This window comes from Termitidicoccus mucosus, assembly GCF_038725785.1.
Taxonomy (GTDB): domain Bacteria; phylum Verrucomicrobiota; class Verrucomicrobiia; order Opitutales; family Opitutaceae; genus Termitidicoccus; species Termitidicoccus mucosus.
This window is the reverse complement of record NZ_CP109796.1, coordinates 7250068-7272518: the sequence shown is the minus strand read 5'-3', so window position 1 is coordinate 7272518 and position 22451 is coordinate 7250068. Positions and strand designations below refer to the sequence as shown.

Sequence of the window (22451 nt, the reverse complement as noted above, 5' to 3'; positions counted from 1 at the left end):
AAATTTGGAAATTTATTTTGGAACAGAAGGAAACTTTGTTGTCTTCCGTTTAATTCAATTGGCGCCGAGGAATATGCTGCCGATGCAATGTGATCCAATAGGTGATATTGCCAGTGTAATTTGGAATACTCGACATCATGAAGATGGCTTGGAGCCTGCGTGCGCGGGCGGGCGGAGCGGGCATCATCCGGCAGGCGGCGGGTTGTCGCCGGCGGCTTGCTGGAATTGCTTGTACATCTCGGTGGCTTCGCCGTTGTGGCGGACTCCACCGCCTTCGTCGGCGAGTTTGTTGACGGTTTGCTTGAGACGGCTGCCGGGGGTGCGGAGACTCCCGGCCTTGATGTCGGCCTCGGTGAACTTGGCCATGAGGATTTCCTGCTCGTCCAGGTAATAGCGGCCGCGGTCGTAGATGGCGTAAATGAATCCGTCGGGGGACTGGGTGGCGTCGGGATAGCTGACGCGGGAACGCGCGTCGAGGACGAGCTTGTGGGGCCAGGTCCCGCCATCGTCCTCGGAGAGGAAGGCGGTCATGTTGGCGCGTTGCCGGGGATGGTCGTTGGCAATGAGGAGGAGGTTCCCGGAGGCGAGCTTTTGGAGGTGGAACCGGGTGTTGATGCCGAAGTTGCGGGTGAAGGGTTCGAGTTCGCGCCAGGTGCGGCCGCCGTCGGTGGAGACCGCCTGGGCGATGTGGGTGCGGGCGCGGGCGAGCATCCAGAGGGAGCCGTCGCGACGCTCGACCACCATGTGCTCGGTGAAGGGCGTATCGTCGATGACCGTGTGGCCGAGGTGGGTGAAGGGTTTGTCGTAGCCGTCGAAAGTGTAGAGGTGGGCCCCGCGCCGGATGAGGGGCGATGGCGGGTCGTCGTTTTTGGAGAAGGGATCGGACATGTGGAGCCATTGGCCATTGGCGAGGACGATGCCTTTGTTGAGGGAATAGCCATAGCCGGCGAAGACGGGGCCATGCCACTGCGGGCGGGGCGCATCGGGGGTGTCGGTGTAAAAGCCCCAGCAGGTGCGCGGGCTTACGCCCGGCGCGGGCATGAGGCGGTGGACGAACCACCAAAGTTTGCCGTTGGGGTCGAGCCAGAGGTGCGGATCGCCGCCGTTGCCGCCGAGGAGTTGGCGGCTGGGATCGAGGACGGCGACGGGTTTTGACCAGGTGAGGCCGTCGTCATCGCTGGTGACAAGGAGCTGGTAGTTGAAGTCCTTGCCCTCGCCGATGCCGCCGGAATACCAAGTGGCCCAGAGGCGTCCTCCGGGGGCGCGTTCGATGCCCGGAATGCCCTGCCAGAGTCTCATGCGGGGCCAGTAGGCGGGGTTGGGATTGGTGTCGAGACGCGGCGGCGTGAGCGTGGTGATGCCGAAGGTTTCGGAGGACTTGTCCGCAGCCATCGCGAGACTGGCGAACAGGAGAAGCGGGAGGATTGTGAGGACGCTTCTCATGGCGCTGGAGTGGTGGCGGCGGACGGGAGTTCGAGCGTGATCACGGCGAGGCCGAAGGCGGGGATTTCGATCGGCCAGCCCTTGTCCGCCGCCGCGAGGGGACGGGACTGGCCGGAGGCATCGCGCAGCGCGGCGGATTTCCACGCGCGGGCATCGAGGCCGGCGAAGGCGGCGGGGGCGGCGAAGGCGGCGGGGGCGGCGTTCACCGTCGTGCGCACGAGGCGCGGGCTGTTGTTGAGGAGAATCGCAAAGGCGCGTTTCCCGTCCACCGAGCGGGCCGCGAGGTAATCGACCTCGGGCAACCCGGTGTCGATGTCCGCCCAGGCGAGGTTCGCGGGCACGCCGTAAACCGAGCCCGGCGCGAAGCCGTAGCAGGCGTGCGGGCCGACCTTGGGAGTGATGAAGCCGCGCGGAAAGGTGATCGCGCCGGCAGAGCGTAATTGAATTTCGGATACGAGATAGTCGGTGATCCAGCCGAGCTGCCACCAAGCGTGATGCGGGAACGGGCCCGCGCCCGCGTTCATGCGGCGCCAGTAATAGGAGGCGACCTGCGTTTCCGGGTCGAGAAACGCGTCGCGCGCAAGCGTGCCGGCGCGGGCGAGATCGCGGAAAAGCGACTCGCCGGTGAGCTGCGACATGCGGACGAAAAGCCCCGCGTAACTCGCCAGCAAGATCGGCCCGCCCGCCCCGGAACCGAGCAGCCCGCCGTGCTCGAAGGCGAGGCCGGTCTGGTTGATTTCCCAATCGAGGCGGCGCACGCCGCCGGCGTTTTTTGCCTTCGTCGTGGCGACGGGATGGGCAAAGACATCGGTCACATAGTGGCGGGCGCACTCGATGGCGGCCTCCCGATAGCGCGGCTCGCCGGTCGCGTCGAAGAGATCGAGGAAGGCCTGCGCGCTTTGCACGGTGGCAAAATCGGGGACGAAACGCGTGTCGCCGCACACGCCGAGGAAGCGCGCGGGCTTGACGCCATTTTCGACAAACCAATCCGCGCCGCGCCGCGCGCCGTCGAGATATTTTGCGTCGCCGAGGATGCGATGGGCGACGAGCAGGCCGTAGAAGGTGGGGCGCAAGTCGGGTGTCTCGGTGAATAGCTCCTTGTGCGTGGCGTGGTCGTAGGCGACGGCCCAACTGCCGTCGGCGCGCTGCCATTCGAGGAGCCGCTCGGCGCCGAGCCGGAGGCGTTCGCGCAGTTCGCCGTCGCCGGGCTCGAAGAGGAGGATGTTGCCGAGGTCGAGCATCGTGTAGTAGGTGACCGCGATGGGCTCGACGTAGTCGCCCCACTCTTCCGTGAAGCGTTTGGATTTCGCCAGGTAATACTGGCCGGTGGCCGCGCCCTGGAAAAAGCCCGGGGCGGTCTGCTGCTGGACGAGCTTGAAATTGCGCGCATAGGGCAGCCGGTCCTTCACGAGGCGCGGGTCTCCGGTCATGCGCGCGAGCATCCACATCGCGCCGTAGTCGGAATTTTTTATGGCGTCGTAGTCGGCGGGATTGTCCCGGTCGCGCTGCGCGCCGATGACGGTGCCGTTGTAAGCCTGCGCGCCGATGGTCAGGCCGCCGAACTGCTCGGTGTGCCAGAGCGAGGTCGCGTCGTCGGTCACGTAGCTGTGCAGCGAGCGCAGCCGCCGGCTGAGGGAGCGCTCCGGCTTTTTCAATGCGAGAAAATCGCGCAGCCCGTGGATGTCATAGGCGGAATGCCGAACCGCGCCGAACCAGTCGTCCGTGCGCAACGAATAGCGAAATGAAAACGAGACGGTCTGGCCGGCGGCGAGCCGCGAGCCGTCCTTGCCGAGCACGGGATGATAGAGCGTCGGCGAAAGCCGTCCCTCGCGATTCATGTGGGAAAGGCCGAGCGCCTGGCCGGCACGCGAGGACTGGTCCTCCGGCCACGGGTCCAACGCGACGCCGGGCGCGGCGATGACGGCGAGCGTGGCGCCGCCGCGAACCGTGGCGATCGAGGCGGGCGAGGTCGCGCAGCGTTCGGCCACCATGAAGGGGCGGTCGGGCAATCCGTGCGCGTAGGCGCTGGCGAGGACGAAGTCGGGATTGATTTTGTCACCCTTGAAATAGCCGGGAATCACCGCCCAGGCGAGGTCGCGCGGCTCGATCGTGGCGAGAGCGGGCGTCGCCATTGAGAACCAACCGGCGCGACGGGCCGTAAGCGTGAAAGTGACGAGCACGTCGCAAGGAAACGACGGATCGGCGCGCCATTCGGCGGACACCGAGGCCACGCCGGTTTCGTGCCCGAAGACAAGCGTGCCGTCGGCGCGGCGCGACGCGGTTGCCGGCAGAAACGCAAACGCCTCGCCGGCGGTGTTGAGCGAAACGGCGGTCACGTAGCGTTTCCATTTCGGAATCATGAAACGATACTCGGGCTCGGGAAACGGCTCCGTGCCGCCAAGAAACGAAAACGGGACCGGCGTGTTGTCCGGTTCGGAGGCCGAATAGAGAATGGTGTAGCGCCCGGACGGATCACCGGCGCGCAAAAGGCTTCCGTCCGCGCCGCGCGCGCCGGCCTCGGTGAGCGCCCACCCGGAAGGGCCGCGCTGCCACGAGAGGCGCAATGCCGGTGTGTCGATGGAAAGCGTCGCGAGGTCGCTCGCGCCGTCGGTCGCGGTCATGATGGCGGAGGCAGAGGCAAAAAGCGCGAGGAGCGCGATGGGGAGGATGCGATGTTTCATGGGCGGCATGTTTTTTGGGAAACGGACATATGCGCACAGGCCGGTGCAGGGGGCGCCGGCAGAGGCGTTCAAGAACGAGGGCGGTCGAAAATGGACATGTCCCATTCGTCGTGCCAGCGGACGACAGGGCGTCCGTTTTCAAATGTAAGCGGCAGCCAGGCATAGAGCCCTTCAACGGGCATCTCGGGCTTCCAGATATCGAACATCGCAATGCAGGCGCCGGGCTTTCCTTCAACGGGAATAATGAAGGAGACTTGCCCGCCGAAGGTCTTTTCGGGGCCGAGGCGGTTGCGCGGGTTGACACCGACGCAGGGATTGCCGAGGTCGGTGAACGGACCGGAGGGCGCGGGCGCGGAGAAGGAGCGCGCGGCGTTGGGAAGCCAGCCGCTTGAGCCGGAGCCGAGCATGTAGTGCGTGCCGTCCGGCGCGCGGACCATCGCGGGCGCCTCGGTGTGCGCGGGGATTTCCGTCAGCACGCGGTAATCGCCGGCGGGATACAGATAGTCGTCGCGCAGGCGTCCGGCGACAAACGCCTTGTCGGGCTTGCGCACCGTGAAATGCCAGACCGTGCCGCCGTCGTCGCGGAACATGGCGAAATCCCCCGAGCCCTTGGGCGAGCCGGCCCCGAGAAATTTGTGCCGGTAGGTGAAAGGCCCGGATGGTTTTTTCGCGGTGGCGACACCCACGTAACCCGTGTCGTAGCCGGTGCCGCGCGGATAGAGCTTGAAGAACATCACGTAAGTCCCCGTGCGCTCGTTGAACACGACCTTGGGACGCTCGAGGATGCAGCCGGCGGCGATGTCGCCGCCCGGGTTGTCGTGATCGACGGGGAGCACGAGTCCCTCGTCGCGCCAGTGGTGGAGATCGGCGGACGAGTAGCAATGCACACCGCCGTCGGCGAGTTGCTTCTCGGAACGGCCCGGGAGCTTGTGCTCGCCATACCAGTAATAGCGCCGGTCGTCCTGCGAAAAAATCACGCCGCCGCCGTGGGCGTTGATGGGCGCGCCGTTTTCATCGTTCCAGACCACGCCGGGCCGGAAGGAGGAATGCGCCTGAGAACCGGCGGCGGCAATGACCGGCAGAACCGGCGACAGCAGGACGGCGACAAGAAGAAGGACAACCTGTTTTCTGAGTTTATCCGGGGTATGTTCTTTCATTATATAAAAACTGGGCGGATGGTTTTTATCGGAATATACTATACATGGCTGGACATGAAAAAACAGCGCGCTTCGCGCCGCCCAAGAAGACGGCAGGCAGGATGCCTGCGCTACGGCGCGCCGCCGCGCGAAACCAACCTTCGGAACACGGCCGGTTTTCTTTTATGAATGGCGTCATGTTCCTCCGGCGGCGTTGTGCGGATTTGCGGCCGGGATCTATTCGGCGTAGGCCCTGATGGCGAAGAGCGCGGCGGGGATGTGCGGCGAAGGATGGGAGAGCTCGACGCGCAGGGCGGTCGTGGTCACGGGCGCGGCGAGCACATGCTCGCGCTGGCTCAGGTAATTGCCGGTTTCCTCGACAAGGGTTTTTCCGGAGGCATCCAGTATTTTATAACTGGATACGCAGAAGGGCATGTCGCTTTCCGGGTGGCCCATCTGCACCGATTCCATCGGGTGGTCGTAGTCGGTGTCGAAGGCGAGGACGATGCGGCGGACGGTCTGCGGTGCGGCCCACCGCAGCGTCACCGCCGGCGCGCTGTCCTCGCTGGCGGCGGCCCACGCGTTGGGCCCGGACACGGGGCGGGCCAGGCCGTTGACCAGGTTTTGCGCGCCGTAGAGCGCGACGGGCGGATCGATCTTGCACGCAAGGTTCTCCCCTGCGGGACGGCGCCGGGGCAGCCAGAACTCGAAGGTGTCCACCCCCACCCCGTCCGGCGGGGTCTGCACCGCCGACTTGGCCACCGCCTTGTTCACCTCGTGCGTGAGCGCGAGGATGCCGGTCACGCGCCGGTCGCTGAGCGCCACTTCCACCGCGGGGTTGGCGTGCACGATGTAGAAGGCGTATTGCGAATGCGGGATGTGGACTGTGGATTGCGGATTGTCCGGAGCGGCGAAGGCGAGTTCGACGGGCGCGATCCCGCCGGCTTTGAGAGTGATTTCGCGGGTGGCGAGGAGGGTGTCCGGCGTGTGGTTTTGCAGCTTGGAACTGACGCGCAGCTCCACGCGCAGCGTGGTGTCGGCCTCGGCGCGGGCAAAATACGTCACTTTCGGCGCGGGACCGGCGGCCACCGGGATCATCATCGCCCAGGATGCGTTGAGGCGACGGTAGCGGCCGCTGGACCCGAGGGCGGCGAGCTGCAGTTCGCTGGTGGCGGCGAGCCTGGCCTGGGGCACGAGATCCGCGGGGTCGCGCAGCGGGACGCCGGGAATGTATTGGCCGCGTTTTAATAATTCGCGCTGCAACTCTTTTATATAATCGGCGCCGGCGATGTCGCGCGGGAGTTTGTTATATTTCTTGCAGAGTGCCGCGGCGAGGCCGACGGCGGCGGCGTTGTGCCCGCACGTCGCCATCACGCGGCTCGAACCGTAGGCCACGTGCGAGGCGCTGATGATGCGCCCGGCCAGGAAGAGGTTTTTGATATTGCGGCTATACATCGTGCGGTAGGGGATGCCGTAAACGCCCTTGGCATGATATTGCGTGCAGCCGTCGATGGGGCTGTAAACGCCGTCGGCGGGATGCAGGTCGATGGCCCATCCGCCGAAAGACACGTCGTCGGGATGCGGGATTTGCTCGATGAGGTCGCGTTGCGCGAGCATCAGGTCGCCCTCGAAGCGGCGGCTTTCGCGCTTGCCCGCGAGCGCTCCCACCCATTCGAGCGTCATGGTCTCGGCCTCGGGAAACTTGCCGGAATTTTTTATATAATTCCAGACCCCGTAGATGACTTTCCACAGCTCCCATTTGATCTCCTCGGTGTCGTGCACCGTGTCCATGCGCCCGCCGTATTCGACCCACCAGAGTTTGCAGCCCTGCTCGGCCGAGGAGAAGTCCTTGTAGCGCGGGATTTTTGTGATGTCCTGCAGCGCGAAGGACGGCGGCGTGAACTTCACGGGCCGGCCCGTGTCGCGCGAGTAGAAGTAGAGCGAGTGGCCCAGCAGTTCGCCGAACTCGTCGCCGGGTGCCATGCCCTCGCCGAACTCGGCACGGCTTTCCGCGCCCATGCGGAAGGCCGCCCCGGCGAGGAAACCGATGAGGCCATCGCCGGTGGCGTCGCAGAACAGCGGCGCGGCAATGGCGTATTCGGTGGAGTTCTGCGGGTTGAAGGCGCGCAGGGAGCGGATCGTGTCGGCGTCGCTTTTTTCGAGGTCGTGGATGACGGTGTTGAGCAGCAGCGTGATGTTGGGCTCGCGCGCGACCATCTCGAGGAGCAGCGCGTCGACAAAGACGGGGTTGCCCTCGCGGTTGCGGTGGGTGTTCTCCACCATGAACTCGTCGATGACCCCGCCCTCGCGCGCCCAGCGGTTGTTGTTGCCCATGTGCGAGGTCGCCCCGAGGATCCACAGGCGCACCTCGCTCGAGCCGTTGCCGCCGAGCACCGGGCGGTCCTGCACCAGCACGACTTTCAGGCCCGCGCGCGCCGCGGAAATGGCCGCGCACACGCCGGACAGGCCCCCCCCGCCCACGACCAGGTCGCAGGCGAGGGATACGGTCTTGAGGGGACGAAGAGTGTTCGTAGGTGGATTGGTCAACATGTAGGAAATGGTTGGGTTGGGAAAAAATATTGGATCACGCGGCGGCCTTCGCGCTGTTGCGGTGGATGCGTCCGAAATAGAGCATGAGCCAGGCGGCAAGGTGCAGGAACGCCATGAGCGCGAACCAGAGATTGTAGCCGCCGCCTTGCACGGCGCGGAGGACCGGGCCGAAAAGGGTGTCAACGGCCTGGTTGAGGAAACCGCTCGGCACGGAGACGGTCTTGGACAACATCGAGGAGACGAGCGTGTTCATGATGATGCCGCCCACCGTGCTGCCCGCGGCCACCACGCCGAAGACCGCGCCGAGGCACGCCTTCGGGACGACGTCCACGACGAGGGAGCTGATGTTGATCAGCCATGCGAGCGCGGCGACGATGGTGACGGCGGTCAGGGCCATGGTCGCGTTGAGTCCGGTGGCGCGGACCACCAGCAGCGAGACGGGCATGAGCAGCGCGCAGCCGAGCATCACCCACAGACGGCTCGCCGCGGGCGCGACCCCGCGCTTGACCAGCAGGCCCGACAACCAGCCGCCGAGCAGCGAGCCCACGCCGGCGGCGACATACACCCAGCCCGTCACCGTCAGGCCCTCCTGCGGAACCGCCCGCTCGCTGTGCAAAAACTTGGGGAACCAGAATTGATAAAAATACCACGCCGGATCGGTGATGAGCCGCCCGAGCAACAACAGCCAAACCACGCGCGAGGAGAGGATTTTGCCCCAGCCCCACGGCTTTTCGTTGAGCGCGCCGCCAGTGGCCTTCGTCTCGGCGGCCTCGGCATCGGCGAGCAGCTTGAGCTCCCAGTCGGTGGTGAAACGCGACTTGCCCGGCAGGCGGTAGAGCCACAGCCAAGGAATGAGCCAGACCAGCCCCGCCGCGCCGGTGAGGATGAACGCCATGCGCCAACCCGCCCCCTGCCCGAGCAGGTCGGCGATGAACGGCAGGTGCGTGGCAAAGGCGAAGCCGGCCAGCGGAATCACCACATGGGGCGCGACGACCGCCCCGATGGTCGAGCCCATCGTGTAAACGCCGATCGCCAGCGCGCGCTCCTTTGCGGGAAACCATTCGGAGACCGATTTCGACGCAGCCGGCCACACCCCCGCCTCACCCAGCCCGAGCGCAAAACGGAAAATCCCCAGCGAGCGGAACCCGTGCGCGGCGGCGGTGAGCATGTTGCTCACCGACCAGAACGCCACGAACACCGCCATGCCCACGCGCGTGCCCAACCGGTCCACCATGCGCCCCGACACGAGGTAGGAAATCGTGTAGGCAACGAGGAAAATATTGACGATGTTCGCGTAGTCGGACTCGTCGAGGCCGAGGTCGGCCTGGATGGTCGGCGCAAGCACCGAAAGCGTCTGGCGGTCGATGTAGTTCAGCACCGCCGCCAGAAAAACCAGCGCGATGATGAACCAGCGAAAGTTCGGGATTTTCATAAATGCGGAAAGCGGATTTTGGAAGGTGGAGTGAGGGCGCTGCCGCGCCGGTGTTTTATATTTCTTGTTACTTGCTACTTGCCACTTGTTACTTGTCCATCGGCGGCGGTGTTGTCGCTGTCGAGGATGACCAGCCGCCGCCCGGCGGAGGCCAGTCGGGGATCGCCGGCGGTGTCGTTGCCCGCGATGACGCAGTCGCGGGTGTTATCGACGAGGATGGCGATGTTGTCGGAATCGGGGTCGAGGAATTTCGCGCCGGGCGAGGCCGCGATGATGTTGCCCTTGATGACGCAATCCGCCGCGCTGCGCAGGAAAATGGCGCGGTGGTTCCAATCGGCGATGGTGTTGTCCTCGATGCGGATGGCGCGGTGCAGGCGCGCCGGTTTCGGGATGGGGCCGTCCTTCGGGCGAAAATCCGCCGAGTGATCGTAGAGGCTGCGGAGATTCACCGCGACGCCGCCGCTCGCCGACGAGGAGGCGTCAAAGGCCGTCGCGCTGATCTTGTTGCGCGCGATGAGCACGCGCTCGCTGTGCAGGCCGTTGGCCCAGAAGTTCGGTTCGTTGAGGAGCGTGATGCCGGAGTTGGACGAACCGGTGATGGTGTTGCCGGTGATGACGCCGTCGGTGGCGCGGGCGATCACCCCGTAGCGGCGGATGGAGGTGAAGGTGTTGTTTTTCACGACGAAGCCGGCGTTCACGCGGGTGCGGTTGAAGAGCTGGGCGTTTTTCCACCACGTCGCGTCGCCCATCGGGAAACCGGCGTCGCCGGTTTCGAGCGCGGGCGTGAAGGTCACGTCCCACGAGCCGGCGGTGGCGGGGGCCCTGCCGGCGGAAGCCTCGTCCGCGCGGGCGGCGGATTGCTGCCAGTGACCGGACGCGCCGCCGACGGCTTTTTCGCCGGCGGGCCTGACGGTGGTGACGGTGCGGGGCGCGCCCAAAAGTTGTCCGTCGAAGGGATTGAAAATGACAAAGGTGTCGCCGGGCTGGAGGTGCATGAACGTTCCCGCGACGGCAAGCGTGTCGGGCGCGGGGCGGGCGCCGATGGCCATGCCCTTGTTGTAGAGCGCCACGCCGTCGTCGCCAATGCCGTTGAAGGCGCAGCCCTCGATCCACGGGCCGAGGAGGTTGGCGCGGACGTGCACGCCGTCGGCGTTGCCCGCGAAGAACCGGGTGGCGTCGCGCGGCACCGAGGCGCAGGAGAGGAGCTTGAAATCGGTCGAGCCGATGCCGACAAACTGCAACCCCGGCGCGGCATGGGTGACGATCCGGTCCAGGGTGATGTCCCCGCAACCCGCATCGGCGGTGCAAAAGGCGTTGCTGTGGGCGCGGGCGAAGATGATGACGCGGTCGCCCTTGGCGAAGAATTTCGCGTGGTTGGCGGAGGAGATGCCGACATCGAAGAGGTCCGCGCCGGCGGGATTGCGCGTGACTTTCGCGCCGGGAAAATTCACCACCAGCGGCGAACCGGCCTTCATGCGCCCGGGGATGACGGGATCGAGAATCACGCCCCAGCCCCAGTTGGCGAGCATGTGCGGCGCGTCGAAGTCGGGATAGCCGGGCAGGCGGCGGAGCGTGACGGTGGGAAAATTTTCGATTTTCGATTTTCGATTCTCGATTGGAGGCGCTGCCGCGCCGGCGGTGTCGTTGGTTATGTTGACGGAAACGACGGTGCCGATGGAGTGCGGCAGCGGATCGTAATCGAAGCGGAAACGCCGGAGGGTGACACGCCGGCAGTCGCGCAGGGAGACGGCCCCGGCGCTGGGGCTTTCGATGATGAAGAGGGAATCGTTGCCGTCGATGATGAGGTCGTCGCGCTTTTCGAGCGTGAGGAAGTGCGTGTCGCCTTGAGGGAGTTTCAGCCGATAGGCGGCCTTGGGCGCGAAGGTGATGAGCGAGGACGCGGGCGCGGCGGCGATGGCGGCGCGAATCTCGGCCAGCGTGGCGTTGGCGGGAATGTTGATTTTGTTCGCCGGCGCGTGGAGTTTATAAACGCGCGTGTCGGACCATTTGCCGGCGTTGCCGTCGGCGGCGATGGCCCGGGTGCGCCAGAAACGCGTGGCCGGGTAAAGCGGTTGCAACGGGACGAAGCGCGGCGTCTCGACGCGCGTGACGGGCACCGCAATTTTCTTGTAGTCGTAGTCGGCGGCGATCTCGATCTCGTAAGCCGCCGCGCCGGGCTCGGGCTCCCACGTGAAGCTGGGTTGCTGGACGATGCCGGCCTGGTTGTGCGCCGGATAAACCACGGGACGGCCTGCGGCGGCGCCGACCACGGGAAGCGGCGCGGCGCTTGCGAGGAGCACGGAGAAAAAGCACGGCATAATACCAATTATGAACAAGACCGGCCCTTTAGGTAGGGCGAGGCGTCCCGCCGAGCCGTTGACGTCCCGCGGCTCGGCGGGACGCCTCGCCCTACCACTAACGGCATCCATAGTGCCATTCTCATTCACAAATGGTATAAACGATGCAGGTTTCAAGTGACGTGGATGTTTGGGATTATGATTCCGGTGCGGAGAGGAAGGAGGGCGTCCGCCGAGGCGTAACCCAATAGGTTACACCGGCGCGATGTCAGCGGTTGTTTCGGGCGGTGATGTTGTCGCTGTCGATGATGGAGAGGCGTTGTTCGGCGGAGGCCGGTCGGGGATCGCCGCTGGTATCGTTGTCCGCGACGACGCTGTCCTTGGCGTTGTCGACGAGGATGGCGATGTTGGAGGCATCGGGCTTGAGGAATGACGCCCCGGCCGAGGCCGTGATGGTGTTGCCCTTGATGACGCAATCCGTCGCGCTGCGCAGGAGGATGGCGCGATAATTCCAGTCTGCGATGGTGTTGTCCTCGATGCGGATGTCGCGGTGCAGGCGCGCCGGTTTCGGGACGGGGCCGTCCTTCGGACGAAATTCCGCCGAGTGGTCGTAGAGGCTGCGGAGATTCACCGCGATGCTGCCGGCGCCCGACGAGGAGGCGTCGAAGGCCGACGCGCTGATCTTGTTGCGCGCGATGAGCACGCGCTCGCTGTGCAGGCCGTTGGCCCAGGCGTGCGGCTCGTTGAGCAGGGTGATGGCGGCATTGGACGAACCGGTGATGGTGTTACCCGTGATGACGCCGTCGATGGAACGCGCGATCACCGAGTAGCGGCGCACGGAGGTGAAGGTGTTGTTTTTCACGACGAAACCGGCGTTCACGCGGGTGCGGTTGAAAAGTTGGGCGTTTTTCCACCACGTCGCGTCGCCCATCGGGAAACCGGGTTTGGATTCGAGCGCGGGCTTGAAGGTGACGTTCCACTGGCGGCCGGCGGACTTGACGGCGGTGACGGTGCGCGTGGCGCCGAAGACCTGTCCGTCGAAGGGATTGAAGATGACGAAGGCGTCGCCGGGCTGGAGGTTCATGAACGTGTCGGCGACGGTGAGCGTGTCGGGCGCGGGATTGGCGTTGATGGCCATGCCCTTGTTGTAGAGCGCCACGCCGTCGTCGCCGATGCTGTCGAAGGTGCAGTCCTCGATCCACGGGCCGATGAGATTGGCGCGGATGTGGGCGCCGTCGGCGTTGCCGGCGTAGTAGCGCGTGGCGTCCTTCAGCGTCGAGCCGCTGGAGAGGATTTTGAGGTCGGAGGTGTTGATGCCGATGAAATGACCGGCGGGCGAGGCGTGGGTGATGACGCGGTCAAAGGTGATGTCGGCGGAGCCTGCCTCGACGGAGCACAGGCTCCGGCCGTGGTCGCGGGCGAAGATGACGACGCGGTCGCCCTTGGCGAAAAACTTGCCGTAATTGGCGTGGGGGATGCCGACATCGAAGAGGTCCGCGCCGGCGGGATTGCGCGTGACTTTCGGGCCGGGGAAACTCACCACGAGCGGCGAGCCGGCCTTCATGCGCCCGGGGATGACGGGATCGAGAATCACGCCCCACGACCAGTTGGCGAGCATGTGCGGCGCGTCGAAGTCGGGATAGCCGGGCAGGCGGCGGAGCGTGACGGTGGACACTTCCTTGGCGGGCGCGAGATTGACGGACTCCACCGTGCCGACGGAGTGAGGCAGCGGATCGTAGTCGAAACGGAAGCGCCGGAGGGTGACGCGCCGGCATTCGCGCATGGTGACGGCCCCGGCGGTGGGGGTCTCGATGATGAAAAGGGAATCGTTGCCGTCGATGATGAGGTCGTCGCGCTTTTCGAGCACGAGGAAGTGCGCGCCCTCGGCGGGTTTCAGCCGGTAGGTGGCCTTGGGCGCGAAGGTGATGAGCGAGGACGCGGGCGCGGCGTCGATGGCGGCGCGGATTTGGTCCAGCGTGGCGCCGGCGGGAATGTTGATTTTGTGCGCGGGCTCGCGGAGTTTGTAGATGCGCGTGTCGGACCATTTGCCGGCCTTGCCGTCGGCGGCGATGGCGCGGGTGCGCCAGAATCGGTTGTAAGTCGCCAGCGGCTTGAGCGGGACGAAGCGCGGCGTCTCGACGCGCGTGACGGGCACCACGACTTTCTTGTAGTCGTAGTCGGCGGCGATCTCGATCTCGTAGGCCGCCGCGCCGGGCTCGGGCTCCCACGTGAAGCTGGGTTGCTGGACGATGCCCTCCTGGTTGTGCGCCGGATAAACCGCCGGGCGGCCCTCGATCGGGCGGGCCTCGGCGAGCGGCGCGGGTTTCAGCTTGTAAACAAAGCCGGCGCTCCACGGGCCGGCTTTGCCGGAGGCGTCGATGACACGGACATGCCAGAAACGCTGGGCGGGGTGGAGCGGCTTGGCGGGAGTAAAAACGGGCTCCGTCACGCGCGTGAGGGGCACGACGACGGTTTTGAAATCGTAGTCCGCTGCGACCTCGATCTCGTAGGCGGAGGCGCCGATGACGGGCGTCCAAGTGAAGGCGGGGCGGGCGTTGGTGCCCTCGGCGTTGTTCGCGGGAGCGAGAAGCCTGAGGGTCTTGCCGGGTTTCGCGGCGGGCGCGGCGGCGGCGGATGCGGCCGGAGCCGGGGCCGCGCTTGTTTTGGGCCCGGGCTGGATACGATACACGCGGGTCGTCGACCACTTGCCGGGATTGCCCGAGGCGTCGAGCGCCCGGACGTGCCAGATTCGCTGGGCGGGGAAGAGCGGCTTGGCGGGGGTGAAACTGGTTTCCGTGACGCGTGTGCGCGGATGGACGATGGTTTTGAAATCAAAGTCGGCCGCGACCTCGATTTCGTAGGCCGCCGCGCCGGGAACCGCCGACCAGGCGAATTCGGGACGGGCGTTGGTGGAGACTTCGTTGTTCGCGGGGGCGAGAAGCTTGGGCGCGTCGAGCGCGGCGCCCGCAGGAAGAGCGGCCAGAATAAACAGCGAGAACAAGGCGAGGTTGAGTCGGTGCATGATGCGGTTGGGGGGATTTCAGTGGAGGGAGATGGAGACCGGCGCGCCCTTCACGGGCGTGCCGTCGGCGCGGGTGGCGTCGATTTCAAACGCGAACGAGGATTCGCCGGGGGCGATGTCCTTTGAAAATTCGAAGGGAAAGGCCTCGTCCTTCAGCGTGGTTTCGCCTTGGGCGCCCGTGATGGTGAAGCCGGCGTTTTTCCAGGCGGCGTCGTCCTCGCGCAGGTAGGCGTAAAGCCAGGTGGAGCGGTCGCCGAGGCTGAGCACCATCGCGCGGGCGTCGCCGGGCGCGAGTTTCATCACGCCGCCGGACACGGGTTTCGCGAGATCGTTGCCGGGCGTCCAGCCGGGCCGCGGGATCGCGCCCTCGATGAAGATGGCGGCGATGCCGCCGGCGGGCACGTCGATGCCCACTTCGCCGGACGAATTCCAGACCGCGCCGGCCACCGGTTTGTTGGCGACCCAGCGGCGGATGCGCGCGCCCTCGGGCAGCGCGGCGAAACGCGCGGGATCGAGCGTGACGCGGGCGCGGACGGGCGCGAAGGACTGGTTGGTGAAAACGAGGGCGACGCCGTCGGCGTTGTGCGCGGCGAGGTAGTTGAGTTCCTCGGAGCCGCCGGTGACGAGTCCGTCGGGCAGCCAGAGGCGCATGCCGTCGAGCCCGTAGATTTTGCCCGGGCGGTGGCCGTAGAAGCGGCTTTGCAGGTAGGCGTAACCCTCGATGTATTGGTCGGGGAACGACACGGCGCCGGCGCTGCGCGCCCACGCGTCGGTGACGAGGTAGTCGAGCAGCATCGAGGCCATGGGCCAGACGTGGTTGTAGTGAATGGAATTGTAACTCATCGCCTCGTGCGGGCGCAGAGCGTATCCGGCTTTTTCATACACGGTGGTGCGGGCGGTGTTGATGTGGTAGCCGGGGAAGGAGCGGTAGCGCCCGATGACGGCCCAGCGGGCGATGTCGTGCAGGAACGCGTCGCCGGTGAGGGCGGAAAGGCGGAGCATCCAGGGCGCGTGGTGCGCCATGAAAATCGCGCGGTGGCCGGTGGCGGTGCCGGAGGACTCGGGCGTGAGGCCGAGCTCGGAAAGCCGCCATGCGGGCGCCTCCTCCTCGGGCACGGGGATGGCGGGGAAGCCGCGCTTGCCGAGATACCAGTAAACGGGCGCGAGTCCGCCCTCGTTTACGCGGATGTTTTCGTTGGGCACGGCGGGGCACATCCAGATGAAGAGGGCGTTGAGGCGCGCGCCGCGGTGGGCGGCGTCGAGGTAGCGCAGTTCGCCGGTGGCCTCGTAAAGCATGAGGAGGTCGATCCAGCGCGGCACGAAACCGAGCCAGAAAAAGAATCCCTGCCCGTCGGGGTCGTCGAAGGCGGTCGCGGGCGCCGCGACGCGGCGGGCCAGATAGTCGTCGGCACCGGCGCGGGCGCGGGCGAGCCATGATTTTTCCCCGGTGGCGCGGTAGAGCGCGAGGGCGTTCCACCAAGTCGGGCCGGGCGAGGGTTCGTCGAGGTTGATGACGCGGTTTTTCGGGAAAAGCTCGCGGGCGGTTTCGAGGAAAACGCCGGTGTTGCCGTGGCTGATGTCGTGGAGCGCGGCGAACTCGCTGACGGGCGCGCAAGGGCCGTGGAGCGCGCGCGAGGGCGACTGGATTTTTTGTTTCGGATCGAGGCTGAAGAGGAATTTTTCGCGCGAGAGCAGGTATTCGAGGATGGGGCGGGCGCGCTCGCTGAAGAGTTCGCCGCGCCCGGTGACGAGCGCGAGTTCGAGGGGGTTGAGCGAGGAGACGTTTTTCACCGCGTCGGGCACGTCGGTGCTGTAGCCGCAGCCGCGGAGCGGGGCGTTCCAGTAGGCGTAGTCGCTCATGCCGTAGTCGATGATGTTGGTGAGGGCGGAATTGAGCGTGCCGAGGGCGTTGTGGCGGCGGTCGGCAAAGGCGAAGAGCTCGCGCGCGATTTTCTCGAAGCCGGCGGTGACATCGGTGTCGGGCAGGCGGACAAGGCGCAGCTTGAAGACAAGCGTCTCGCCGGCTTTGCCATGGGAACCCGCGCCGCCGAGCATGGGGAAAAACAGCATCGGGCGGAGCGTTTTTTCCGCGGTGCGCACGGCCACGCCGAAGCGGCTGTTGTCAAACGTGGGCAGCGGCTGGAACGGCAGTTCGGCGGGATCGGCGACGACGCCGTAGAGCGTGCCTTCGTGGCGGACAAACGCGCCCGGCAGCGGGCACATGTGCGCGGAGGTCAGGTAGGGTTGCGCGGGAAAGCGGCGCTCCGTCCAGATGAGCGGCTGCCACGCCTCCTCCGCCTCGGCGTCGGCAAACGCGGGCGCGCCGGTGTAGCCGATGGAGAGCCAGCCGTCGTGCTTGCGCGTGACGGTGACGGTGAGCAGCGGAAAATGGTTGCCGTCGAACTGAGTGAGCCGGGCGTCGATGCGGACGTGGGGGTTGGTGTCGGGAAAGGCATAGGTGCGCGTGCCGATGGCGGAGGCGCCGAAGGTCGCGGACAACGTGGTGCCGGCGGCCAGTTCGGAGCGCTCGGCCGCGGCGAAGAGGTTGAAGGCGCGGTTGGCGGTCCTGCCGTCGAGGATGCGGTCGTCGAAGCCGTCGCCGCCCTGGGTGACGTCGCGCTTCACATTGATTTTGCTGGCCCGGGATTCGTCAACGGCCCATGTCGGGACGTTGTAGGGAACCTTCGGGATGCCGGCGGAGCGAAAGGCGATTTGCGGGTCGTCCGCGCGAAAAAGGACGGTGAAGGCAGGCAGGAACGCCCTGTCGGCGGGGGCAGCGGGGGCGGACGATGGGGACGGCCCGGCGGCGCGAAGCGCGGCAACCGCCGCCGGCAGCATCAGGATGGCGGCCAGAAGACCGATAAGGCGGCAGACGGGACGAGAGCGAATCTGGAGCGGAAAAACGGGCATGACGGCGAGTTGACGGGGACGGGCATGAGAGGTTTGCGATGCGCGCGGGGCGCGTTTTGGGAACCAAACAGCATCACAACCGCCCATTTTACCGTGCGAAGCAAACCTGTCGTATGTCAACAGTTGACCAGCAACCCGCGAGTATCCGCCGCCACGCGAGGCCGTCCTGTCTTTCTTCTTTCCTCTTTATCTTTCTCTTTCTCCACCGCACGGGAGAAAGAGAAAGATAAAGAGGAAAGAAGAAAGATTCCGGGGGCGGGCCGGAGCCCCCCCCGCCAAGGACCGCCGCCTACAAAAACAACCAGCCCACCAGCGCGAGGATCGGCAGCAGGAAAGGCAGGCTGTATTTCAGAATGTAGCCGAAGAAAGTCGGCATGCGCACGCCGCTGCTCTCGGCGATGGATTTCACCATGAAATTCGGACCGTTGCCGATATATGTCATCGCGCCGAAAAACACCGCGCCAAGGCTCACCGCGATGACCAGCAGCGGCCTGCGCTCCAGCAGCAGGCGCACCGCGGCATGCTTCTCGTCGCCGAGCGCGGCAAACGCCGCGGGCTCCTCCGCGCGGACCGTGGTCTCGGCCAGTTCGAGGAAGTTCACGTAGGTCGGGGCGTTGTCGAGCACCGAGGACAGCGAGCCGGCGGCGAAATAATATTGCGCGGGTTTTTTGAAGCCGAACTCCTGCCCGTGCTGCTCCAGGTAGCCGAGCGCGGGCATCATTGTCATGAAAATCCCCGCGAACAGGAACGCGACCTCGCGAATCGGGCCGAAGTTGAACTCGTTCTGCGCGTGCACCGCGCGCGGCGTGCTGAAATACGAACCCGCCGCGGCCGCCAGCATCACGATCTCGCGCAGGAAAAACTTCGCGGGCAGGAACACCGCGCCGATGATCACGAGCAGAAACAACAGGTTCAATCCGCCCTCGAAACGCCAGGTGTCGGACTCGCCGATCTCGGACTGAACGGCGCTCGGCGTCTTTTTGAAGGCGCGAAAATCAATCGCAAAAAACACCGCGAGGATCAGCCCGATGACCAGCAGCCAGATGAGGAACACGTGCTCGATGAGCCAGAAAAACGGCACGCCGCGCAGGTAGCCGAGGAACAGCGGCGGGTCGCCGATGGGCGTGAGCGCGCCGCCCGCGTTGGACACGATGAAGATGAAAAATATCACGTGGTACGCGCCGAGCCGGATCTTGTTCATGCGCAGCCACGGACGGATCAGCACCATCGACGCGCCCGTCGTGCCGATGAAATTGGCCAGCACCGCGCCGACCGCGAGAAACACGATGTTGCCCACCGGCGTGGCCGAGCCTTTCACCTTGATATGGATGCCGCCCGCGACCGTGAACAGGGCGCCGATGAGGCAGATGAACGAAAAATACTCCTCTAGCGTGTGCGCGATGGTTTCGCCGCCGCCGGGAATGCGCAGCAGGTAATAAACCACCACCAGCAGGCCCAGCCCGATCGCGACAAACGGATACCTGTGCTCCCACCAGTGCTTCACCTTTGCGACCATCAACGGCATCACCGCGATGAGCATGAGCAGAAGCACAAACGGAATGATCAAGGCCAGCGGAATGGCCGCGCCGGACGCGGAGGCAAGCAAAGGCAGACAAGTCATGGATGGGAATCGAGTTGCGGGTTGTGGACCAGGAAGCGTCCATCGTGCAAACAAAATGTCCGATTGCCGCCGAAAAAAGAACGCCCTGGCGGATTGTATGTTTTCTTATTCCACGCATAACTCCGCCTGCACCCGGATTGACGTTTTTTGCGTCCAAGCTGCATTCTTCTTTTTTAATCATGATCACTGTGGATTGCCGTCCTGCCTGCGGCGCATGTTGCATCGCGCCGTCGATCACGACGCCCATTCCGGGCCTGCCGGAGGGCAAGCCGGCGGGCGTGCCGTGCGTGCAGTTGCGGCCGGATTTTTCCTGCGCCTTGTTCGGGAAACCGGAACGCCCCGCCGTTTGCGCGAGCCTGCGGCCGTCGCGGGAAATGTGCGGCGCGGGGCGTGAACACGCGCTGGCCCACCTGGCCGCGCTCGAAGCCGCGACCGCCCCGGATGCGGCCCCGTCGTCGGCGTCGGCGGGGGTGCGCAGCGGCGGGCGTCATCCGTTCGCGCAGGCCATTCTTCCATGAGCGCCGTTCGAAACGAGTCCGCCGACCGCAAGCGCGTCATGCCGTGGATCATCGCGGTCGGGCTGTTCATGGAAAATCTCGACGCCACCATCATCAACACCGCCGTGCCGACCATGGCGGCAAGCCTGCAAGTCGAGCCGCTCAGCCTGAAAGCCGTGCTCACCAGCTACACGCTGAGCCTCGCGGTGTTCATCCCGGTCAGCGGCTGGATGGCCGACCGGTTTGGCACGCGGCGGGTGTTTTCCAACGCGATCGCGCTTTTCACGCTCGGCTCGCTGCTCTGCGGGTGCGCGGTCAACACGCCCATGCTCGTCGCGTCGCGCATCGTCCAGGGCATGGGCGGGGCGATGATGATGCCGGTCGGGCGGCTCGCGCTCGTACGGGCGTTTCCCCGCTCGGAGATGATCGCGACGATGAACTTTGTCGTCATCCCGGCGCTGATCGGGCCGCTCGTCGGGCCGTTTGCGGGCGGCCTGATCGTGCACTGGCTGCCATGGCGCGTGATCTTCTTTGTCAACATTCCCATCGGGCTGGCGGGCCTGTGGTTCGCGCGGCGCTACATGGCGGATTTCCGCGACCCCGACGCGCGTCCGCTCGATTCGATCGGGTTCGTGCTGTTCGGCGCCGGCATCGCCACGCTGTCGTATGTGCTGGAAGTGTTCGGCGAGCACACCTGGGCGCCGTCGTCGCTGCTCGCGCTCACCGGGCTTTCGCTGCTGCTGCTGGCCACGTATGGGCTTCACGCGCGCAAAACCGGCGAGCCGCTGCTCGCGCTGTCGCTATTTCGCACGCGCACGTTTTCCATTTCGGTGCTGGGCGGATTTGTCACGCGGCTCGGCGTCGGCGGCATGCCGTTTCTGCTGCCCCTGCTCTATCAAGTCGGGCTCGGCTATCCGCCGTGGCAGGCGGGGCTGTTCACCATGCCGCAGGCGTTTGCCGCCATCGGCATGAAAATCATCAGCCGGACGATCCTCGCGCGGCTCGGCCACCGCGCCGTGCTCGCCGCCAACACCGTGCTGCTCGGCGGAAACATCATGGCATTCGCCCTCGTCGGCCCCGCCACCCCGGTCTGGTGCATCCTCTCGCTCGCCTTCATGCAGGGGTTTTTCTCCTCGTTGCAGTTCACGAGCATGAATTCGCTCACCTATGCCGACGTGGCCGACGAGGACGCGAGCAAGGGCAGCAGCATCGCGAGCACCGCGCAGCAACTCTCGCTCAGCTTCGGCATCGCGACGGCGTCGCTCGTCGCCGGCGTCTTCATCGGCGGCGTGTCCGCTGCGGACCGCGCGCCTTACGTGGACGGGCTGCATCACGCCTTTCTGGCCATCGGCGCGTTCACGGTCCTTTCGTCACTTGCCTTCCGCAGACTCCGTCCCGGCGACGGCATCAACGTGAGCAACTACCGGCCGCGCGAGCCGAAAAAGAACCGCGGATGAGACCATCGGGCGCGCCGGCAATCCGTTCCTGGTTTTGCCTTACGCGCCGAACCGCGCCTGTGTTTTCCGCACCATGCGGGCGAGGGATTCCTCGGGGTTGCGCGCGGCGATTTCCCCGAGCGGCACCCATGCGAGTTCGCGGGACTCGCCGCTCACCACGAGCGGTTCGTCCGCGTCGGCCTCAAACAAAAAACGCACGTCGTAATGCCAGTGCTCCGACTCGTCCTTCCGCGCCGGAATGCGGTGCCGGTCCACATCGAAGATCCCGGTTCCCAGCGGACGCACGCCGGCGAGTCCGGACTCCTCGCGCGCCTCGCGCCACGCCACTTCGCGCAAATCCAGCCCGCCGTCCGCGTGGCCGCCGAGTTGCAGCCAGAGGCCGAGCTTGCGGTGATGCGTGAGGAGCGCGCGCCGCCGCGCCGCGTCCACGATCCACGCCGAGCCGGTCAGGTGCCCCTCGGCGAGCGAGCGCTCGGCGCAGCGCGGATTTGCCTCCACAAACGCGATGATCGCCGCCGCCATCGACGCCTCGTGCGCATCGAGCGGGAGCGCGGCGTGGGCGCGCAGCAAGGCGAGCAACGGCCGGCGCGCGCTCATCGTTTTTGCCAGAGCGCGTCCGGCGCGTAGGGTTTCGGCTGGCCGAGGAGCGGCCAGATTTCCGCGACGGTGCCGGCCACGGCGAACACGCCTCCGTCGCCCGCACCTGGCGATTTGAACCGCTCCCGCACCATGCGCTCGAAAAAGCGCAGCAAGTCGTCGTAGAAGCCGTCCTGGTTAAAAAGCACGAGCGGTTTTTGCGTCAGGTTCAGGTAGCGTTCGGTCATGATCTCCGAGAGTTCCTCCAGCGTGCCGATGCCGCCCGGCAGCGCGAGAAATCCCGCCGCGCGCTCCGCCATGACGCGCTTGCGCTCGCGCATGCTGTCCACCACCACGAGTTCGTCGGCCTCGCGCCACGCCAGTTCGCGCTCCATCATGAAATCGGGAATGATGCCCTCCACCCGTCCGCCCGCCGCCTTGACCCCGCGCGCCACCGCGCCCATCAGGCCCGCGTTGCCGCCGCCATAAACGAGTCCCCAGCCATTGGCGGCGAGTCCGCGCCCCACCTCGTCCGCGGCGGCGTAGTATTTCGGGTCGAGCGTCGTGCTCGACGCGCAATAAACACAAAGGAGCTTCTGCATGTCGCGCCGAATAAAAACACGCCGCCCGCGTCTGTCCACCCCGCTCTCCAAATCGTTCTCATTCTCTTACTCGTTTTCTCATTTTCTGTTTCTTTCTCTTTCCTCTTTATCTTTCTCTTTATCCTCCCGGCGGCACTGCCTGGGGAGAAGAGAAAGAGGAAAGAGAAAGAATAAAGAGGAAAGAAAATGAGAGAACGAGAACGATTAAATCCCCTCCGATATTCGCA

At 65.6% G+C, this 22451-nt stretch carries 13 protein-coding genes; 2 read left to right on the top strand and 11 right to left on the bottom strand.

What is annotated here, in order from left to right; genetic code table 11:
- Positions 1 to 183 precede the first annotated feature (183 nt).
- The 9 genes from OH491_RS25555 to OH491_RS25515 form a co-directional block, all read right to left on the bottom strand.
- Positions 184 to 1443 (bottom strand): sialidase family protein, encoded by a 1260-nt coding sequence (locus OH491_RS25555; RefSeq protein WP_084441776.1) that lies wholly within the window; start codon positions 1441 to 1443, stop codon positions 184 to 186.
- Positions 1440 to 4124 (bottom strand): glycerophosphoryl diester phosphodiesterase, encoded by a 2685-nt coding sequence (locus tag OH491_RS25550; protein ID WP_084442028.1) that lies wholly within the window; start codon positions 4122 to 4124, stop codon positions 1440 to 1442. The genes OH491_RS25555 and OH491_RS25550 overlap by 4 nt, the downstream gene beginning before the upstream one ends.
- A 68-nt stretch (positions 4125 to 4192) precedes the next feature.
- On the bottom strand, positions 4193 to 5281 hold the full coding sequence (locus tag OH491_RS25545; RefSeq protein WP_068768426.1) for a family 43 glycosylhydrolase: 1089 nt from the start codon (positions 5279 to 5281) through the stop codon (positions 4193 to 4195).
- A gap of 216 nt (positions 5282 to 5497) precedes the next feature.
- Positions 5498 to 7810 carry an FAD-dependent oxidoreductase gene (locus OH491_RS25540; protein WP_068768427.1) on the bottom strand — a complete coding sequence of 771 codons (2313 nt, stop codon included), beginning with the start codon at positions 7808 to 7810 and terminating at the stop codon, positions 5498 to 5500.
- A gap of 34 nt (positions 7811 to 7844) precedes the next feature.
- Positions 7845 to 9242 (bottom strand): MFS transporter, encoded by a 1398-nt coding sequence (locus tag OH491_RS25535; RefSeq protein ID WP_068768428.1) that lies wholly within the window; start codon positions 9240 to 9242, stop codon positions 7845 to 7847.
- Between the two features lie 74 nt (positions 9243 to 9316).
- Positions 9317 to 11542: a right-handed parallel beta-helix repeat-containing protein gene (locus OH491_RS25530; RefSeq protein WP_334318962.1), complete on the bottom strand. Its 2226-nt coding sequence runs from the start codon at positions 11540 to 11542 to the stop codon at positions 9317 to 9319.
- 265 nt (positions 11543 to 11807) lie between these two features.
- On the bottom strand, positions 11808 to 14561 hold the full coding sequence (locus tag OH491_RS25525; protein ID WP_068768430.1) for a right-handed parallel beta-helix repeat-containing protein: 2754 nt from the start codon (positions 14559 to 14561) through the stop codon (positions 11808 to 11810).
- An 18-nt stretch (positions 14562 to 14579) separates the two neighbouring features.
- Entirely contained in the window at positions 14580 to 17471 is a 2892-nt protein-coding gene (locus tag OH491_RS25520) for a hypothetical protein (protein ID WP_068768431.1), read from the bottom strand.
- A 289-nt stretch (positions 17472 to 17760) separates the two neighbouring features.
- Entirely contained in the window at positions 17761 to 19092 is a 1332-nt protein-coding gene (locus OH491_RS25515; RefSeq protein WP_068768432.1) for a sodium:proton antiporter, read from the bottom strand.
- Positions 19093 to 19271: 179 nt separating this feature from the next.
- Here OH491_RS25515 and OH491_RS25510 point away from each other — a divergent pair, with 179 nt between their 5' ends.
- A complete protein-coding gene (locus OH491_RS25510) occupies positions 19272 to 19610 on the top strand; it encodes a YkgJ family cysteine cluster protein (RefSeq protein WP_068769727.1) in 339 nt (112 codons plus the stop codon).
- Positions 19607 to 21046: a DHA2 family efflux MFS transporter permease subunit gene (locus tag OH491_RS25505; RefSeq protein WP_068768433.1), complete on the top strand. Its 1440-nt coding sequence runs from the start codon at positions 19607 to 19609 to the stop codon at positions 21044 to 21046. The genes OH491_RS25510 and OH491_RS25505 overlap by 4 nt, the downstream gene beginning before the upstream one ends.
- Before the next feature lie 39 nt (positions 21047 to 21085).
- Here OH491_RS25505 and OH491_RS25500 read toward each other — a convergent pair whose 3' ends face one another.
- Together OH491_RS25500 and OH491_RS25495 are read right to left on the bottom strand one after the other, a co-directional pair.
- Entirely contained in the window at positions 21086 to 21643 is a 558-nt protein-coding gene (locus OH491_RS25500; RefSeq protein ID WP_068768434.1) for an NUDIX hydrolase, read from the bottom strand.
- Entirely contained in the window at positions 21640 to 22224 is a 585-nt protein-coding gene (locus tag OH491_RS25495; protein WP_068768435.1) for a TIGR00730 family Rossman fold protein, read from the bottom strand. Before OH491_RS25495 ends, OH491_RS25500 begins: the two co-directional genes overlap by 4 nt.
- Between the last annotated feature and the right edge of the window lie 227 nt (positions 22225 to 22451).

Excerpts from the sequence above, each read along its gene's own strand:
- OH491_RS25510 (WP_068769727.1), top strand. The coding sequence starts at position 19,272 with ATGATCACTGTGGATTGCCGTCCTGCCTGCGGCGCATGTTGCATCGCG.
- OH491_RS25525 (WP_068768430.1), bottom strand. The coding sequence starts at position 14,561 with ATGCACCGACTCAACCTCGCCTTGTTCTCGCTGTTTATTCTGGCCGCT.
- OH491_RS25535 (WP_068768428.1), bottom strand. The coding sequence starts at position 9,242 with ATGAAAATCCCGAACTTTCGCTGGTTCATCATCGCGCTGGTTTTTCTG.
- OH491_RS25505 (WP_068768433.1), top strand. The coding sequence starts at position 19,607 with ATGAGCGCCGTTCGAAACGAGTCCGCCGACCGCAAGCGCGTCATGCCG.
- OH491_RS25500 (WP_068768434.1), bottom strand. The coding sequence starts at position 21,643 with ATGAGCGCGCGCCGGCCGTTGCTCGCCTTGCTGCGCGCCCACGCCGCG.
- OH491_RS25495 (WP_068768435.1), bottom strand. The coding sequence starts at position 22,224 with ATGCAGAAGCTCCTTTGTGTTTATTGCGCGTCGAGCACGACGCTCGAC.
- OH491_RS25550 (WP_084442028.1), bottom strand. The coding sequence starts at position 4,124 with ATGAAACATCGCATCCTCCCCATCGCGCTCCTCGCGCTTTTTGCCTCT.
- OH491_RS25520 (WP_068768431.1), bottom strand. The coding sequence starts at position 17,471 with ATGCCCGTTTTTCCGCTCCAGATTCGCTCTCGTCCCGTCTGCCGCCTT.
- OH491_RS25540 (WP_068768427.1), bottom strand. The coding sequence starts at position 7,810 with ATGTTGACCAATCCACCTACGAACACTCTTCGTCCCCTCAAGACCGTA.
- OH491_RS25515 (WP_068768432.1), bottom strand. The coding sequence starts at position 19,092 with ATGACTTGTCTGCCTTTGCTTGCCTCCGCGTCCGGCGCGGCCATTCCG.
- OH491_RS25545 (WP_068768426.1), bottom strand. The coding sequence starts at position 5,281 with ATGAAAGAACATACCCCGGATAAACTCAGAAAACAGGTTGTCCTTCTT.
- OH491_RS25555 (WP_084441776.1), bottom strand. The coding sequence starts at position 1,443 with ATGAGAAGCGTCCTCACAATCCTCCCGCTTCTCCTGTTCGCCAGTCTC.